The following is a 17531-nucleotide window of genomic DNA, read 5'->3' as shown; positions in this document are numbered from 1 at the left end:
ACCGTGGGTGTCCACCTGATCACCGGCGCCGGCTCCGGCATCGGCGCCGTCGTCGCCGACAAGCTCACCGCCCGCGGCGAGGAGCTCTGGCTGCTCGTCCGCGACGCGCGCCGCGCCGCCCAGCTGCGCGAGCGCTACCCCGACGCGAGGACCCTGGTCGGCGACCTGGACGACCCGGCCAAGCTGTCCTGGGCCTTCGGGCACCAGGCGCTGCCGGTCGAACTCGACTCGCTGCTGCACGTCGCCGGGGTGGTCGAACTCGGCACGGTCGCCGAGACCCCGGTCAAGGCCTGGCAGCACCAGCTCAACGTCAACGCGGTCGCCCCCGCCGAGCTGACCCGCCTGCTGCTGCCCTCGCTGCGGCTGGCCCGCGGCCACGTGGTGTTCGTCAACTCCGGCGCCGGGCTGCGCGCCGACCCGACCTGGGGCTCGTACGCGGCCAGCAAGTTCGCGGTGCGCGCGCTGGCCGACGCGCTGCGGCAGGAGGAGCACGCCAACGGCGTCCGGGTGACCAGCGTCTACCCGGGGCGGACGGCCACCCCGATGCAGCAGAAGGTGCACCAGCAGGAGGGCGCGGAGTACGACCCGGAGCGCTGGATCGCGCCGGAGTCGGTCGCCACCGCCGTCCTCACCGCGCTCGACCTGCCGCGGGACGCCGAGATCACCGAGATCACCGTCCGGCCCGGCAGGTAGGACGACCGCGGGGGGTGCGGGCCGTTTCCCGCGCCCCCCGCCGTGCTCGTAGGCTCTCCCCGTGACTGACGTGGACGTTTTCGCGGAGCTGTCCGGTGCGGCGACCGGAGTGGGGTCGATGCCCGGCGGTGACGTGCGGGAGATGACCCGCGGCGTGGCGGCCGAGCTGGAGCAGCTGCCGCACCTGCCCGAACTGCCCTCGCGCGGCCCCGGCGCCGACATGATCGGGCGCGGCGCCGGGCTGCTCACCGAGCTGTTCGTGCAGACCGAGCCCAGCGGCTGGCGCTTCACCGACCGCCCCGGGCGCGACACCAAGCGGGCGGTGTCCTGGCTCGGCGAGGACCTCGACGCGCTGGAGGAGTACACCCAGGACTACGCCGGGCTGCTCAAGGTGCAGGCCGTCGGCCCCTGGACGCTGGCCGGATCGATCGAACTGCGGCACGGCGAGAAGGCGCTCAGCGACCCCGGGGCCTGCCGCGACATCGCCGGCTCGCTCACCGAGGGCCTGCGCCGCCACCTCGCCGACGTCCGCCGCCGCGTCCCCGGCGCCACCGTGGTCCTGCAGCTGGACGAGCCGCTGCTGCCCGCCGTCCTGGCCGGATCGGTGAGGACCGCCAGCGGCTTCCAGCGGCTGCGCTCCGTCGACCGCCAACGCGCCGAGCAGGCCCTGCGCGAGCTGATCGGCGGCCTGGACGCGCCCGTCCTGGTGCACAGTTGCGCGCCCGGGGTGCCGGTCCCGCTGCTGCGCCGGGCCGGGGCCGCCGGGATCAGCCTGGACTTCGGCCTGCTGACCGAACGCGACGACGACGACCTGGGCGAGGCGGTCGAGGGCGGCACGCTGATCCTCGCCGGTGTGGTGCCCTCCACCGACGTCGAAACGTCGGACCCGGCCGGTAGTGTCCAGGGTGTCAGGACGTTGTGGCGCAGGCTCGGGCTGGCCCCCGAACTGCTGGGCCGCCGGGTGGTGGTGACGCCGACGTGCGGGCTGGCGGGGGCCTCCCCGGCGTACGCGCGGCGGGCACTGGCCGCGGCGGTGCGGGCGGCCCGCAGCCTGGTGGACAACCCGGAGTGACGAGCGAGGAGGACGGCGCGGTGGCGGCTGTGGAGGGCTGGGAGGAGATCCCGGCGGAGGTGCGGGCGCGGCACGCCGAGCTGGCGACCGAGATCGAGGAGCACCGGGCCCGGTACTACGACCACGACGCCCCGGTCATCAGCGACGGCGAGTTCGACGCCCTGATGCGGGAGTTGGAGGCGCTGGAGGCCGCGCACCCGGTGCTGGTGACGCCCGACTCGCCGAGCCAGCAGGTCGGCGGCAGCTCGAACGAGCAGTTCGCCGCCGTGGTGCACCGGGAGCGGCTGCTCAGCCTGGACAACGCGATGGACGACGAGGAGCTGGCCGCCTGGGCCGAGCGGGTCGCCACCGAGCTGTCCGGCATCGACTACCACTACCTGTGCGAGCTGAAGGTGGACGGCCTGGCCGTCAACCTGACGTACCAGCGCGGCGAGTTGACGCTGGCCGCCACCCGCGGCACCGGCACGGTCGGCGACGACATCACCGCCAACGTCCGCACCATCGAGGGCATCCCGCACCGGCTGCACGGCGACGACCTGCCGGAGCTGGTCGAGGTCCGCGGCGAGGTCTACCTCTCCAACGACGCCTTCGACGCGCTGAACGCCGCCATCGCGGAGGAGAACGAGCGCCGCCGCCTGGAGAACGTCGAGCGCGCCGCGGCGGGCAAGCGGCTGCTGGCGATGACCAAGCTGTACATGAACCCGCGCAACGCCGCCGCCGGTTCGCTGCGCCAGAAGGACCCGCTGATCACCAAGGCCCGCGGGCTGCGGATGGTGGTGCACGGCATCGGCGCCCGGAAGGGCTTCGACATCGACTGCCAGTCGCACGCGTACCAGCTGCTGCACGACTGGGGCCTGCCCACCGCCAAGCACAACCAGGTGGTCGGCACGCTGGACGAGGTGCGGGCGTTCGTCAAGCGCTTCGGCGAGCAGCGGCACTCGGTCGAGCACGAGATCGACGGCGTGGTGGTCAAGGTCGACGAGATCCCGCTGCAGGGCCGGCTCGGCTCCACCTCCAAGTCGCCGCGCTGGGCGATCGCCTGGAAGTACCCGCCGGAGGAGGTCACCGGCAAGCTCGCCGAGATCAAGATCGGCATCGGCCGCACCGGCCGGGCCACCCCGTACGCGGTGCTGGCCGAGCCGGTGAAGGTGGCCGGCTCGATGGTGCAGTACGCCACCCTGCACAACCAGCAGGTGGTGAAGGCCAAGGACGTGCTGCTCGGCGACACCGTCGTGCTGCGCAAGGCCGGGGACGTCATCCCGGAGATCCTCGGCCCGGTCTACGACCTGCGGGACGGCAGCGAGCGGGAGTTCGTGATGCCCGCCGAGTGCCCGGAGTGCGGCAGCGGGCTGCGCCCGATGTCCGAGGGCGACATCGACCTGCGCTGCCCCAACGCCCGGTACTGCCCGGCCCAGATCCGCGAGCGGATCGCCTTCCTCGGCGGCCGCAGCAGCCTGGACGTCGAGGGCCTCGGCTACGTCGCCGCCACCGCGCTCACCCAGCCGCTCCCGCCGGTCGAGCCGCCGGTGCGCAACGAGGGCGACATCTTCGACCTGACCGAGGAGCAGCTGCTGCCGATCAAGGTGCTGCTGCGCGATCCGAAGACCGGCATGCCCAAGCTGGACGACGAGACCGGCGAGGAGAAGGAGGTGTTCTTCTTCGCCAACAACGCGGGCACGGCCAAGAAGACCACCACCGCGCTGCTCGACAACCTGCGGGCCGCCCGGACCAGCCAGCTGTGGCGCTTCCTGAACGGCCTGTCGATCCGGCACGTCGGCCCGGTCGCCGCCCAGGCGCTGGCCCGCGAGTTCCGCGACCTGGACCGGGTCTTCGCCGCCGACGAGGCCGAGCTCGCCGCCGTCGAGGGCATCGGCCCGACCATCGCCCGCGCCGTCAAGGAGTGGTACGCCGAGGACTGGCACCGGGAGATCCTGGAGAAGTGGCGCGCCGCGGGCGTCGCCTTCACCGAGGAGGCCGGGGACGAGCCGGCCGAGCGCCCCCTGGAGGGCCTGACCGTGGTGGTCACCGGCACCCTCGCCGGGCACACCCGGGACGGCGCCAAGGAGGCGCTGACCTCGCGCGGGGCCAAGGTCACCGGCTCGGTGTCGAAGAAGACGCACTTCGTGGTGGTCGGCGACAATCCCGGTTCCAAGCACGACAAGGCGCTGCAACTGGGCGTTCCGGTGCTGGACGACGAGGGATTCGCCGTCCTGCTCGACCGGGGCGCGGACGCCGCCCGGGAACACCTCGGCCTGGAACCGCTGAACGCCCCGGAACCCGTCGGAACCGGCACGAACGAGCCGGACGCGGTGGGGGAGAATGTCGGAGAAGGGACGGAGGAGAAGGTTTCCTGACGGGTCGTTATCGTCCTGATGCCGCGTCAGCCGGGTGTTCGAGAAGGAAATCGGGCATTGTGTCACTGAACAACGCGCGGATATGACGTTGCGCTCAGAGCTGGCCCGAAAGTGCGCCCAGGTGGGGCACCCCGGCTTACCCTGGGCGCTACGAACTGTCAGCAGGAGTGTGTGGCGCCGGTCTTCCACCGGGGCCCCGGGGACACGCCCTCGTCTGACGTCCACCGGCACCTCCCGGAGAGGGGTGCCTCACCGTGAGGCGGCCCCGCCGGGGGGCGGGCCCGACGGAGGACTGGGCTTATGGATCGTACGACCGGCGGCGCGCCCACACGCCCGCCGCAGGGGGTGGCAGGGGCGGTCCTGTTGCTCGGCGTGCTGCTGGCCGGGGCCGCGCCGCTCATCCCGCTGGCCGTCCTGGTGTACCGCTACGAACCCGAACTGCTCCCACTGTTCGCGGTTCCCCTCGCCGTGCTCGTCGCCGCCTGGCGGATCGCCCGGGACCGGGCACGGGACCAGCTCACCGACCCGCTCACCGACCTGCCCAACCGGCAGGCCCTGCTGATCGCCACCCAGGAGGCGCTGGCCAGGCACGAGGCCGAACCCGACCGCGGCGTCGGCCTGATCCTGCTCGACCTGGACCGCTTCCGCTCCCTCAACGACGCCCTCGGCCACACCGCGGGCGACCGGCTGCTGGTGCACATCGCCCGGCGGCTGCACCGCGCCCTGCGCACCGGATCCGGCGGCCCCAGGGAGGGCGAGGACGGCACCGCGCTGCCCCCGCCGGTCCGCCGCGGGGAGCGCCCGGTGGTGGCCCGGATGGGCGGCGACGAGTTCGCCGTGCTGCTGCCGGGGGTGGGCAGCACCGAGGCGCTGGAGCGGACCGCGAAGGCGCTGATCGCCGAACTCGCCGCGCCGATCCGGCTGGACGGCTTACTGCTCGTCCTGGAGGCCAGCGCCGGAGTGTGCGCCTACCCCGCCCACGCCCAGGATGCAGAATCGCTTCTGCGCCGGGCCGACGTCGCGATGGGCCACGCCCAGCACGGCCGCAGCGGCGTCGAGTGCTACGACGAGTCCCGCGACCTCGACACCCCGTACCGGATCGGCCTGCTCGGCGACCTGCGGCGGGCCATCGAGATGAACGAGGTCCAGCTGCACTACCAGCCCAAGGTCGCCTTCGACGGCAGCGTCGTCGGCCTGGAGGCGCTGGTCCGCTGGGAGCGCCCCGGGCAGGGGCGGGTCGCGCCCGACGAGTTCATCGCGCTCGCCGAGTCCTCCGGACTGATGCCCCGGCTCACCGACTACGTGCTGGAGAGCGCCGTCGGGCAGATCGCCCGCTGGCGCCACCAGGGCCTGATGGTCCCGGTCGCCGTCAACGTCTCGCCCCGCGACGTCCTCAGCCCCGGCTTCGCCGCCCGGGTCGCCGGACACCTCACCCGGCACCAGGTCCCCGCCGCCGCCCTCCAACTGGAGATCACCGAACGGCTGCTGCTCGACGACAGCCGCCGCGCCGCCGACACCCTCGCCGAACTGCGCCGCTACGGCGTCCGGATGTCCCTGGACGACTTCGGCACCGGCCACTCCTCGCTGGTGCGGCTGCGCAGCCTGCCGGTCGGCGAGCTCAAGATCGACCGCTCCTTCGTCTCCCGGATGGTCGCCGACGACCACGACGCCGCCGTGGTCCGCTGCTCCGTGGAGCTCGCCCACTCGCTGGGCCTGACCGTGGTCGCCGAGGGCGTCGAGGACGACGAGACCTGGGAGCGGCTGCAGGACATGGGCGTCGACGCCGTCCAGGGCTGGCTGGTCTCCGCGGCGCTGCCCGCCGACCAGGCCACCGCCTGGCTGCTGGTGCGGCGCAACGACGCGCCGCCGGTGGAGTCGCTGCCGCGCTGAGCGCACCCGCGCAGGGGGACCACCTAGAAACCGTTCCTAGGTGGTCCCCCTTCTGCCCATAGGATGGCCCCTTAGGACCGAAAGGACCGGCGTGCCCAGCGGGCAAGGCCCGGCCCACCAGAACTCACCCTTGAGGATCGCTGCATGCCTGGCATCACGCGCGAGGAGGTCGCCCACCTCGCCCGGCTGTCGCGTCTGGAGTTGCAGGCGGAGGAGTTGGACCACTTCGCCGAGCAGCTCGACGTGATCATCGGCGCGGTCGCCCGCGTTTCCGAGGTCGCGGGGCAGGACGTCCCGCCGACCTCCCACCCGCTCCCGCTCACCAACGTGATGCGCGCGGACGAGGTGCGACCGTCGCTGACCCCGGAGCAGGCGCTGTCCGGCGCCCCGGCGAGCGAGGACCAGCGTTTCCGCGTGCCGCAGATCCTCGGGGAGGACTGACCGAGATGACCGAGCTGATCAAGTACACGGCGGCCGAGACGGCCACCGCGATCGCCAAGGGCGAGGTCACGGCGGTCGAGGTCGCCCAGGCCCACCTGGACCGGATCGACGCCGTCGACAAGAAGGTCAACGCCTTCCTGCACGTCGACCGCGAGGGCGCGCTCGCCGCGGCCCGCGCCGTCGACGCCAAGCGCGCCTCCGGCGCCGAGCTGGGCCCGCTCGCGGGCGTGCCGCTCGCGCTCAAGGACGTCTTCACCACCGAGGGCATCCCGACCACCTGCGGGTCGAAGATCCTGGAGGGCTGGGTCCCGCCGTACGACGCGACCCTGACCAAGCGCCTGAAGGGCGCCGACGTCGTCATCCTCGGCAAGACCAACATGGACGAGTTCGCGATGGGCTCCTCCACCGAGAACTCCGCCTACGGCCCGACCGGCAACCCGTGGGACCTCACCCGCATCCCCGGCGGCTCCGGCGGCGGCTCCGCGGCCGCGCTGGCCGCCTTCGAGGCCCCGCTGGCGATCGGCACCGACACCGGCGGCTCGATCCGCCAGCCCGGCGCCGTCACCGGCACCGTCGGCGTCAAGCCCACCTACGGCTCGGTGTCCCGCTACGGCCTGGTCGCCTTCTCCTCCTCGCTCGACCAGGGCGGCCCGTGCGCCCGCACCGTGCTCGACACGGCGCTGCTGCACGAGGTCATCGCCGGGCACGACCCGCTGGACTCCACCTCCGTCGACGCCCCCGTCCCCGACGTGGTCGCCGCCGCGAAGATGCGCGACGTGCGCGGCATGCGGATCGGCGTCGTCAAGGAGTTCGCGGGCGAGGGCTACCAGGCGGGCGTGATGCAGCGCTTCGAGGAGTCCGTCGAGCTGCTGCGCGAGCTGGGCGCCGAGGTCGTCGAGGTCTCCTGCCCGTCCTTCACGCTGGCGATGCCCGCCTACTACCTGATCGCCCCGTCCGAGGCCTCCTCCAACCTGGCCCGGTTCGACGCCATGCGCTACGGCCTGCGGGTCGGCGACGACGGCACCCGCTCCGCCGAGCAGGTCACCGCGCTCACCCGCGAGGCCGGCTTCGGCGCCGAGGTCAAGCGCCGCATCATCCTCGGCACCTACGCGCTGTCCTCCGGCTACTACGACGCCTACTACGGCTCGGCGCAGAAGGTCCGCACCCTGATCTCCCGGGACTTCGACGCCGCCTTCGCGGGCGTGGACGTGCTGGTCTCCCCGACCACCCCGACCACCGCCTTCCGCCTCGGCGAGCGCACCGACGACCCGCTGGCGATGTACCTCGCCGACCTGTGCACCATTCCCTCGAACCTCGCGGGCAACGCGGCCATGTCGCTGCCCTGCGGACTCGCCCCGGAGGACAATCTCCCGGTCGGCCTGCAGATCATCGCCCCCGCGATGGCGGACGACCGCCTCTACCGCGTGGGCGGCGCCGTCGAGGCCGCGCTCAACGACAAGTGGGGCCACGCCCTGCTGGAGGAGGCACCGGCACTATGAGCAAGATCGAGAAGGCCAAGGGCTGGAAGCACTCGAAGCCCGGCCTGTGGCTGTCCATCGGCACCAGCGCCTTCGGCGCGCTCTCCATCGCCAAGGACGTCCGCAAGGCCCGCGACGAGAACGACACCCTCAAGCTGGTCAACGCCCTGGTCGGCGCCGCCGCCCTGATCACCGGCACCGCGCTCCTCGTCCGCGAGCTCAAGCGTCTCGGCGACGACGACGTCCTGCTCGGCTGAACCTCCATGACTGAAGAAGGGACGCTGTGAGCGTCATGAGCCTGGTCTCCTACGAGGAGGCTCTCGCCTCGTACGACCCGGTGATGGGCCTTGAGGTCCACGTCGAGCTGGGTACCAAGACCAAGATGTTCTGCGGCTGCTCCACCGAACTCGGTGCGGAGCCGAACTCGCAGACCTGCCCGACCTGCCTCGGCCTGCCCGGTTCGCTGCCGGTGGTCAACGCGGTCGGCGTGGAGTCGGCGGTCCGGATCGGCCTCGCGCTGAACTGCGAGATCGCCGAGTGGTGCCGGTTCGCCCGGAAGAACTACTTCTACCCGGACATGCCGAAGAACTTCCAGACCAGCCAGTACGACGAGCCGATCGCCTTCAACGGCTACCTCGACGTGCAGCTGGAGGACGGCGAGGTCTTCCGGGTGGAGATCGAGCGCGCCCACATGGAGGAGGACACCGGCAAGTCCACCCACGTCGGCGGCGCCACCGGCCGCATCCACGGCGCGGAGTACTCGCTGCTGGACTACAACCGGGCCGGCATCCCGCTGATCGAGATCGTCACCAAGCCGATCGAGGGCGCGGGCCACCGGGCGCCGGAGGTCGCGAAGGCGTACGTCGCCGAGCTGCGCGAGCTGATCAAGGCGCTGGGCGTCTCCGAGGCCCGGATGGACAAGGGCCAGATGCGCTGCGACGTCAACCTGTCGCTGCGGCCCAACGGGACCACGGCGTTCGGCACCCGCAGCGAGACCAAGAACGTCAACTCGCTGCGCAGCGTCGAGCGGGCCGCCCGGTTCGAGATCCAGCGGCACGCCACCGTCCTCACCGACGGCGGCACCATCGTCCAGGAGACCCGGCACTTCCACGAGGAGGACGGCTCCACCACGGCCGGCCGGATCAAGGACAACGCCGAGGACTACCGGTACTTCCCCGAGCCCGACCTGGTGCCGGTCGCCCCGGCCCGGGAGTGGGTCGAGGAGCTGCGGGCCGCGCTGCCCGAGCTGCCCCGGGTCCGCCGGGCCCGGCTGCAGGCCGAGTGGGGCCTGAGCGACAAGGACATGCAGTCGGTGCTCAACGCCGGTGCGGTGGAGCCGATCTCGGAGACCATCGCGGCCGGCGCCCCCGCCGACCAGGCCCGCAAGTGGTGGATGGGCGAGCTGGCGCGGCGCGCCAACGAGACCGGCACCGAGCTGTCCGAGCAGCCGATCACCCCGGCCCAGGTCGCCCGGGTGTGCGCGCTGGTCGCCGAAGGCAAGCTCAACGACAAGCTGGCCCGCCAGGTCATCGAGGGCGTCCTCGCGGGCGAGGGCGAGCCGGACGACGTGGTCGCGAAGCGCGGCCTGGCCGTCGTCTCGGACGACTCGGCGCTCGGCGCGGCCGTCGACCAGGCCATCGCCGACAACCCGGACGTCGCCGCGAAGATCCGCGACGGCAAGGTCCAGGCGGTGGGCGCGCTGGTCGGCGCGGTCATGAAGACCACCCGCGGGCAGGCCGACGCGGCCCGGGTCAAGGACCTGATCCTGGAGCGGCTTGCCGCGTGAGGACCGTCGAGCGCAGCCTGGAGCGGCTTGCCGGGTGAGGACCGTCGAGCGCAGCCTGGAGAAGCCGGCCTAAGCCGGTCCTAGAGCGGTGCGGCGGGGCCTAAGGAGGCCCCTTAGGCCCCGCCGAGCACGGTGCCCGTCCCCGGGAGGGGGCGGGCACCGGCGTTTTCCCCGCCCGGGGCCCGCGGAGATCGGGCAGGCTCCCGATGTGGCGCACCCCCCTGGGGGCGGAGGCTGGACACCAGCAGACGACGAGGGGAAACACCGTGTACGAGTACGAGTTGTTCAAGGTCCGGGAACGCGAACTGCACGACCTGGCCGCCGCCGAGCGGCTGGCCCGCGAGGCGGCCGGCCCGCGCACCGGGCTGGTCGGGCGGGTGGTGCGGGCGGTCCGCCGGGAGGCCGCGCCGCGCACCAAGTCGGTTGTCGAGAAGGGCCGTTCGGGCGCCGCGGCCGGCTGCGCCGGATGACCGGCGGGCCCGGCCCGTCCGCGGACCGGGATAACCGCTCGGCGTGGTCCGAGGGCTGTGGCATGCTCACGGACATGGAGCAGACAGTCAGCCCGGTCTTCGTCGGACGCGGCCGGGAGACCGGCCTGCTCGGCGCGGCCCTGGGCCGGGCGGGGGCGGGGGAGCCGCAGGCCGTGCTGGTCGGCGGCGAGGCGGGGGTCGGCAAGACCCGGCTGATCGAGGAGTTCCTGGCGCAGGCCGAGGCGGACGGGGCGGTGACCGCGCTCGGCGCCTGCCTGGAGGTCGGCGCCGAGGGCCTCCCGTACGCCCCGCTCTCGGCCGCGCTGCGCCGCCTGCACCGGCGGATCGGGCCGGAGCTCGACGCGGCCGCGGCCGGGCTGGAGGGCCACCTCGCCCGGCTGCTGCCGGACTTCGGGGAGGCCGACGGGGAGGGCAACGACGAGTACGGCCGGGCCCGGCTGTTCGAGCACACCGCCCGGCTGTTCGAGCGGCTGACCGGGGACCGGACGCTGGTCCTCGCCGTCGAGGACCTGCACTGGTCGGACCGCTCCACCCGGGAACTGCTCGCCTACCTGGTCCGCACCCTGCACCGCTCCCGGGTGCTGATCGTCGCCACCTACCGCACCGACGACCTGCACCGCCGCCACCCGCTGCGCCCGTTCCTGGCCGAGCTGGAGCGGCTGCGCACCGTCCAGCGGCTCGAACTGGAGCGCCTGGACCGGCCCGAGGTGGCCGCCCAACTGGCCGGCATCCTCGGCCCCGAGACCCCCGGACGGGACGTGGTGGACCGCATCCACCGCCGCTCCGAGGGCAACCCGTTCTTCGTCGAGGAACTCGCCACCGCCTACCGCAGCGGCTGCCTGGCCTGCGTCACCGAGTCGCTGCGCGACATCCTGCTGGTGCGGGTCGAGGCACTGCCCGAGGAGACCCAGCGGATCGTCCGGATCGCCGCCGAGGGCGGCTCCCGGATCGAGCACGGCCTGCTCGCCGCCGTCGTCGCCGAGAGCGGGGGCAGCGGCGCCGGCGGCGAGGACGCGCTGATCTCCGCGCTGCGCACCGCCGTCGGCGCCAACATCCTGCGCCCCGACACCGACGGCGAGGGCTACCGGTTCCGGCACGCGCTCGTCCGCGAGGCCGTCTCCGACGACCTGCTGCCCGGCGAGCGCCAGGGCATCAACCGGCGCTTCGCCACCGTCCTGGAGGCCGACCCGGAACTCGTCCGCGCCGAACAGCGCACCGCCCGGCTGGCCGACTACTGGTACCACGCCCACCAGCCCGCCCGCGCCCTGCCCGCCGCCCTCGACGCCGCCCGGGACGCCCGCCGCCGCAACGCCTTCGCCGAACAGCTCAAGATGCTCGAACGCGCCATCGAACTCTGGGACGCCGTCTCCGAACAGGCCCTCGCCACCACCCTGCGCCCCTACGACTGGGCCGACACCTACCCGCCCTGCGCCTGCGACGACGGCGAGCACGACGGCTGCGACCGCCTCCAACTCGTCGACGTGCTGGCCGAAGCGGTGGTCGCCGCCCGCCGCGCGGGCGACCGCGACCGCGGCCAGAGCCTGGCCCGCCGCGCCCTCTCGCTGGTCGACGAGGCCCGCAACCCGCTGCGCGCCGCCTGGTTCCGGCTGCAGCGCGCCAAGATGCTCGACCAGCTCAAGCGCAGCGGCGGCCTGGAGGAGATCCAGTACGTGCACCGGCTGGTGCAGGACCTCGGCCCGTCCGTCGTCCAGGCCGAGGCGCTCTCCCTGGAGGCCGCGCACGGGCTGCTCCGCAACCCCGGCCCCGCCGCCGTCGCCGCCGCCGAACGCGCCGTCGCCATCGCCCGCCAGGTCGGCGCCCCCTCCGTCGAGGTGCACGCCCGGGTCACCCTGGCCGGGCTGCTCGGCGACTTCGACGAGGGCGAACGCGCCGTCGACCTGCTCACCGAGGCCGTCGCCCAGGCCCGCCCGCTCGGCAACGACGACGTCCACGTCCGCAGCCTCAACAACCTCGCCAGCCTGCTGCTCTCCTACGGCCGCGCCGAGGAGTCCGCCACCGCCGCCCGCACCGGCCTCGACGCCGCCCGCCGCAGCGGACTGCTGCTCAACACCGGCCCCATCCTCACCGGCAACCTCGCCGAGGCGCTGCTCGCCGCCGGCCGCACCGAGGAGGCCGCCGCCGTCCTCGCCGACTGGGACGACAAGCCCGAGGCCGACACCCACGGCGAGTTCATGGACCGCCTGCGCGGCGAACTCGCCCTGCTGCGCGGCGACACCGCCGAGGCCGAGACCCACTGGGCCGCCGCCCACGCCAGCGGCGGCGGCGGCGCCCAACCCCAGCACGTGCTGCCCACCGCCGCCCTCGGCATCCGGCTCGCCGTCCGCCTCGGCCGCCCCGACGAGGCCCGCGCCCGGCTCGCCGAAGCGCTCGACGGCACCGTCCTCGCCGGACAGGACGGCCACCTGCTCCCGCTGCTCACCCACGCCGCCGAAGCCGAGGCCGACCAGCACCCGCGCACCCCCGACGGCGAGCGGGCCCTCGCCCGGATCGCCGACCTCGCCGCCCGGCTCACCCCGCGCTGCGCCCTCCACCGCGGCTGGGCCGCCCTGCTCGCCGGTGAACTCGCCCGCGCCGCGGGCCGCCCCACCGCCGGCCACCGGCAGACCGCCGTCACCGAACTGCGCGCCGCCGCCCTGCCCGGACCGCTCTCGCTCGCCCTGCTGCGCGCCGCCGAGGACACCGCCGCGGCCGGCGACCGCGAACAGGCCGCCGACCTGCTCCGCGAAGCCGCCGAACTCGCCCGCCGCCGCGGCGACCTGACCACCCGCCGGGACGCCGACCTGCTCGCCGACCGCCTCGGCCTCGGCCACCGCGACCACCCGGCCGGCAGCCCCGGCGACGGCCTCGGCCTCACCCCGCGCGAACGGGACGTGCTGCGCCAGCTCGCCCTCGGCCGCAGCAACCGGCAGATCGCCGAGCACCTGTTCATCTCGCCGAAGACCGCCAGCGTGCACGTCTCCAACATCCTCGCCAAGCTCGCCGTCGGCGGCCGCGGCGAGGCGGCCGCGCTGGCCCACCGGCTGCGGCTGTTCCCCGACGAGGAGCCCGCCGCCCTGGGTTCCTGACCTCCGTGTCGGGGGTGCTGGGTGAGGGTGGGGGCGTGGTGGTTCGCGGTCTGGCGGCCGCGGCGGGGTAGCTGCTGTCGGCCGTGCCGGCTGCGGCTGTTCCCCGAGGAGGTGCCCGCCGCCCGGGGTTCCTGACGCGGCGTCCGGGCCGCTGCCGCTGCCGCTGCCGCGGCGTGCCGACCGGCCGGGGCCGGGGCGCCTTCCCGGGGCGGGACCGCCGTGGGCAGCAGAGCGTTCGGCCGCCGTTCCCGGGCCGACCGGACCCCGCACCGCCCTGCCCGGCGGGTTCGTGCCTGCGCCGAACGGGCGATCCCCGGCGTAACCCGCTCCGCTCCACCTGCGGTTCATTACTCTAAGTTGAGAGTGCGTGCCAGTGCGTGACCGCAGTGGTGTAGGGTCCGAAGCGGGAACACCGGTACGGCCGCGGGCCGGAGGGGGAGATGTCGATTGAACTCCACCGAGTCGGCGCCGCCTGCCCGAGCCCCGTTCCGCCGGTGGATCGCCGGGCTGCTCGTGGTGCTCTGCGCCGGGTACGCCGCGGGCGCCGCGGTCGGCTGGGGGTCGAGTGAACTCGCGCTGGTGATGGGGGACTTCGGTCTCGCCGGGGCGGCCCTCGCGGCCGCCCTCTCCTGTCTCGCGCACGGCGTCGCGGTGGGGGGCCTCACCCGGCCGGCCTGGCTGCTGTTCGGGCTCTCCTCGGCGATGGTCGCGTTCGGCAACGGCGCCTGGGGCTGGTACGAGGTGGTGCTGCGGCAGCCGCTGCCCCAGGACTCGTTCGCCGACTACGCCTTCCTGCTGTTCGCCCCGCTGGCCATCACCGGCCTGCTGGTGCTGGCCCAGCGCCCGCGCACCCCGGCGGGCTGGCTCTGCCTGCTGCTGGACGGCTGGCTGGTGGCCGGTTCGCTGTTCACGCTCAGCTGGAGCCTGGCGCTGGGCCGGGTCGCGGCGGGCGACGGGGACGACCCGCTGAAGCTGGCCCTCGCCCTCGGCTACCCGGTGCTGGACATCCTGCTGGTCAGCCTGGTGGTCGGCCTGCGCTTCCGCGGCCGGGACGGCAACCGGGCCGCCGTGCACACCGCGATGATCGGCCTGGCGCTGACCGTGGTCTGCGACGCGCTGTTCACCACCCCGCAGTTCCACAGTGACTACCACTCCGGCGAACTGCTGGACGCGGGCTGGTTCGCCGGCTCGCTGCTGCTGGCCTGGGCGCCCTGGCAGCACGGCCGCCGCCCGTCCCGCCAGCACCCGTCCGCCCAGGGCTTGCCGCGCCGTCGGGTCGCGTCCACGTTCAGCGCGCTCACCCCGTACGCGGCCGCCGCGGTCTGCACCGCCGGGATCCTCTACAACGCGCTCGGCGGCCGCCCGCTGGACCGGGTGATGCTGGCGGCCGCCAGCACGGTCGGCCTGGCGCTGATCGTCCGGCAGGGCGTGATGCTGCTGGACAACCTCTCGCTGGCGCAGGAACTCGCCACCAAGGAGGCGCACTTCCGCTCCCTGGTGCAGGGCTCCAGCGACGTCATCATGATCGCCGGGCCGTCCGGGGCGCTGTCCTACGTCAGCCCCGCCGCGCTGCGGGTCTACAACCGGGACCCGGAGGACCTGGTCGGCGGCAACCTGCTCAACCTGGTCCACCCGGAGGACGTCGACCGGGTGCTGGCCGAGGTCCGCCGGATCCTGGCCCGCACCAGGGGCGCCCGGTTCAGCAACGGCGAGCCCTCCGCCCGGGTCGAGTGCCGGATCCGCTCCGGCGAGGGCGAGTGGCTGCACGTCGAGTCCACCGTCAACCCGTACCGCGACGGCCTGATCCTCAACAGCCGGGACATCACCGAACGCGTCCGCCTGCAGGCCCAGTTGCAGCACAACGCGTTCCACGACCCGCTCACCGACCTGCCCAACCGCGCGCTGTTCGCCGACCGGGTCCGGGCCGCGCTCTCCGCGCAGGGGCCGGTCGGCACCGCCGTCGCCGTGCTCTTCCTCGACCTGGACGGCTTCAAGGCCGTCAACGACACCGCCGGGCACCAGGTCGGCGACGAACTGCTGGTGCAGGCCGCCCGCCGCCTGCAGTCCGCCGTCCGCAGCGAGGACACCGTGGCCCGGTTCGGCGGCGACGAGTTCGCCGTGCTGGTGCGCGGACGGCTCGGCCACCCGCAGGTCCGCGACCTGGCCGAGCGGATCCGCGGCGCGCTCTCCGAGCCGTACTGGATCGGCGGCGCCGAACTGGGCGTCGCCGCCTCCATCGGCATCGCCTTCGGCCCGGACGCCCCGCTGCCGGTGCCCGAGGCCGCCCCCGAGGCCGCCCCCGAGGGCGCGGCGGACGCCGCCGGGGCCGCCGCCGACGAACTGCTCCGCAACGCCGACCTGGCGATGTACCGGGCCAAGTCCAGCGGCAAGGGCCGGGTGGTGCTCTACACCCCGGCGATGCGGGCCGAGCTCGACCGCCGCAGCGAACTGGAGGAACGGCTGCGGGCCGCCGTCCGGGAGGGCTCCTTCACGCTGCTGCACCAGCCCGTGGTCGAACTCGCCGGGGGCCGCCTCACCGGCGTCGAGGCCCAGGCCCGCTGGCGCTCGGCCGGCGGACTGCTGCTCACCCCCGCCGAGTTCCTGCGCACCGCCGACTCCGGCGACGCCGCCACCCGCTTCACCCGCTGGCTGCTCACCGAGGCCGTCGCCGCCGCCGCCCGCCGCCGCGCCGACGGCCCCGCCGCCCCGCCCGTCCCGGTCACCGTCCGGCTCGCCGCCGAACGGATCTGCGCCCCCGGCATGTACGAGACCCTGGCCGCGGCGCTGCGCGACACCGGACTGCCGCCCGACCTGCTGGTCGTCGAGGTCGCCCGGACCGGCCCGGACGCGCTGGCCGACGAACTCGGCCGCCGCCTCGCCGCGCTGCGCCGCCTCGGGGTCTCCACCGCGCTCGCCGGGTTCGGCGCCGGGGGCGGCTCGCTCGGCGCCCTCGTCCGGCTGCCGTTCGACGCGCTCAAGCTCGACCGCACCCTCGTCCAGGACGTCGCCGACTCCGCCCTCACCCGCGCCCTGGCCGGGCACGCGCTGCGCCTGGCCCGCGACCTCGGCCTGGTCACCGGCGCCGACGGCGTCGACCACCCCCGGCAGGTCGCCGTCCTCCAGGAACTGGGCTGCCGCCGCGGCCAGGGGCTGGCCTTCGACCGGCCGCTGGACGAACTGCGGCTGCGCCGCGCCCTGCTGCGCCGCGGCTACCCGGTGCCGCGCCAGCCCCAGGGCGGTCCGGGCCGCCGTCCGCTGCTCACCCCCGACCCGCGGGCGGGCGGCGGTCTGGCCGAGGCCCGCCCCGGCCCCCCGCACCCCGGCCTGGAGCTGCCGCAGCGGCACGCCGTGGGCGGTCCGAGCGGCGGACCGCATGGTGAGACGGCCGTTCCGCCAGCTTGACACCCGCCACTGCGTGGGAGGAAGGTCGATGCCATGACCACCCGAATTCTCGTACTTGGCGGGCGCGTCGGCTGAACAGCAGCCCGACGCGCCTCCCCCTCGCATGCCCTTGGCACGAGGGGTTTTTTGTTGCACGAATCCTGGTGGGCCACCGCACCACAACTGGCCTCGACCACCTGAAATCCGGACGATTGAGGCAGAGCCGGAGACCGGCCAGGGACCGCCCGGCGGCCCGGACCGGCACCCCCCGAGCAGAACCCGAGAAGAGACAGGCAGATGACTGAGCACGCCGCAACCCCCCGCCGCGGGGACCACCCGGCCGCCCACGCTCCGGGTCCCCAGACCACCGAGACCATGACCGGCGCGCAGTCGCTCATCCGCTCGCTCGAGGCCGTGGGCGCCGACACCGTCTTCGGCATCCCCGGTGGTGCGATCCTGCCCGCTGCATGGCCACCTCCGGCCCCGGTGCGACCAACCTGGTCACCCCGATCGCCGACGCGTACATGGACTCGGTGCCGATCGTCGCGATCACCGGCCAGGTCGCCTCCAAGGCGATCGGCACGGACGCCTTCCAGGAGGCGGCCGGCCGAGATCCCGCGGGTGATCGCGGAGGCGTTCCACATCGCCGCCACCGGCCGCCCCGGCCCGGTCCTGGTCGACATCGCCAAGGACGCGCTGCAGGCGCAGACCGTCTTCCGCTGGCCGGCCGAGGCCGCGCTGCCCGGTTACCGCCCCGTCACCAAGCCGCACGCCAAGCAGATCCGCGAGGCCGCGAAGCTGCTGGTGAACGCCAAGCGCCCGGTGCTGTACGTCGGCGGCGGCGTGCTGAAGGCCAACG

The 17531-nt window shown here is 74.3% G+C and carries 10 protein-coding genes and 2 pseudogenes; all 12 read left to right on the top strand.

Annotation, left to right across the window (positions count from 1 at the left end; translation table 11 throughout):
• The first annotated feature begins 3 nt into the window (after positions 1 to 3).
• Complete coding sequence (locus tag OO57_RS20695; RefSeq protein WP_033254061.1) at positions 4 to 693, top strand: SDR family oxidoreductase; 690 nt, start codon at positions 4 to 6, stop codon at positions 691 to 693.
• 118 nt (positions 694 to 811) lie between these two features.
• Positions 812 to 1765 (top strand): methionine synthase, encoded by a 954-nt coding sequence (locus tag OO57_RS20690; RefSeq protein ID WP_234337432.1) that lies wholly within the window; start codon positions 812 to 814, stop codon positions 1763 to 1765.
• Positions 1766 to 1785: 20 nt separating this feature from the next.
• On the top strand, positions 1786 to 4119 hold the full coding sequence (gene ligA, locus OO57_RS20685) for an NAD-dependent DNA ligase LigA (protein WP_418909902.1): 2334 nt from the start codon (positions 1786 to 1788) through the stop codon (positions 4117 to 4119).
• A gap of 336 nt (positions 4120 to 4455) precedes the next feature.
• Positions 4456 to 6009: pseudogene (locus OO57_RS20680) on the top strand (putative bifunctional diguanylate cyclase/phosphodiesterase); the annotation flags it as partial.
• A gap of 144 nt (positions 6010 to 6153) precedes the next feature.
• Positions 6154 to 6450 (top strand): Asp-tRNA(Asn)/Glu-tRNA(Gln) amidotransferase subunit GatC, encoded by a 297-nt coding sequence (gene gatC / locus OO57_RS20675; protein WP_014138188.1) that lies wholly within the window; start codon positions 6154 to 6156, stop codon positions 6448 to 6450.
• Between the two features lie 5 nt (positions 6451 to 6455).
• Positions 6456 to 7949 carry an Asp-tRNA(Asn)/Glu-tRNA(Gln) amidotransferase subunit GatA gene (gatA, locus tag OO57_RS20670; protein ID WP_033254060.1) on the top strand — a complete coding sequence of 498 codons (1494 nt, stop codon included), beginning with the start codon at positions 6456 to 6458 and terminating at the stop codon, positions 7947 to 7949.
• Positions 7946 to 8185: a hypothetical protein gene (locus tag OO57_RS20665; protein ID WP_033254059.1), complete on the top strand. Its 240-nt coding sequence runs from the start codon at positions 7946 to 7948 to the stop codon at positions 8183 to 8185. Before gatA ends, OO57_RS20665 begins: the two co-directional genes overlap by 4 nt.
• 26 nt (positions 8186 to 8211) lie before the next feature.
• Positions 8212 to 9714 carry an Asp-tRNA(Asn)/Glu-tRNA(Gln) amidotransferase subunit GatB gene (gatB, locus tag OO57_RS20660; protein ID WP_033254058.1) on the top strand — a complete coding sequence of 501 codons (1503 nt, stop codon included), beginning with the start codon at positions 8212 to 8214 and terminating at the stop codon, positions 9712 to 9714.
• Positions 9715 to 9980: 266 nt separating this feature from the next.
• Positions 9981 to 10184: a hypothetical protein gene (locus OO57_RS20655; protein ID WP_033254057.1), complete on the top strand. Its 204-nt coding sequence runs from the start codon at positions 9981 to 9983 to the stop codon at positions 10182 to 10184.
• A gap of 74 nt (positions 10185 to 10258) precedes the next feature.
• Positions 10259 to 13291, top strand: a complete 3033-nt coding sequence (locus OO57_RS20650; RefSeq protein WP_234337429.1) for a helix-turn-helix transcriptional regulator — start codon at positions 10259 to 10261, stop codon at positions 13289 to 13291.
• Positions 13292 to 13738: 447 nt separating this feature from the next.
• Positions 13739 to 16693 carry a putative bifunctional diguanylate cyclase/phosphodiesterase gene (locus OO57_RS20645; RefSeq protein WP_033254055.1) on the top strand — a complete coding sequence of 985 codons (2955 nt, stop codon included), beginning with the start codon at positions 13739 to 13741 and terminating at the stop codon, positions 16691 to 16693.
• Positions 16694 to 16969: 276 nt separating this feature from the next.
• A pseudogene (locus tag OO57_RS41290) lies at positions 16970 to 17531 on the top strand (thiamine pyrophosphate-binding protein); the annotation flags it as partial.

Source organism: Kitasatospora phosalacinea (assembly GCF_000717185.1).
In the GTDB taxonomy this organism is placed as follows: domain Bacteria; phylum Actinomycetota; class Actinomycetes; order Streptomycetales; family Streptomycetaceae; genus Kitasatospora; species Kitasatospora phosalacinea_A.
Note: the sequence above shows the minus strand (reverse complement) of the source record. Positions and strands in the feature narration are given on the sequence as shown.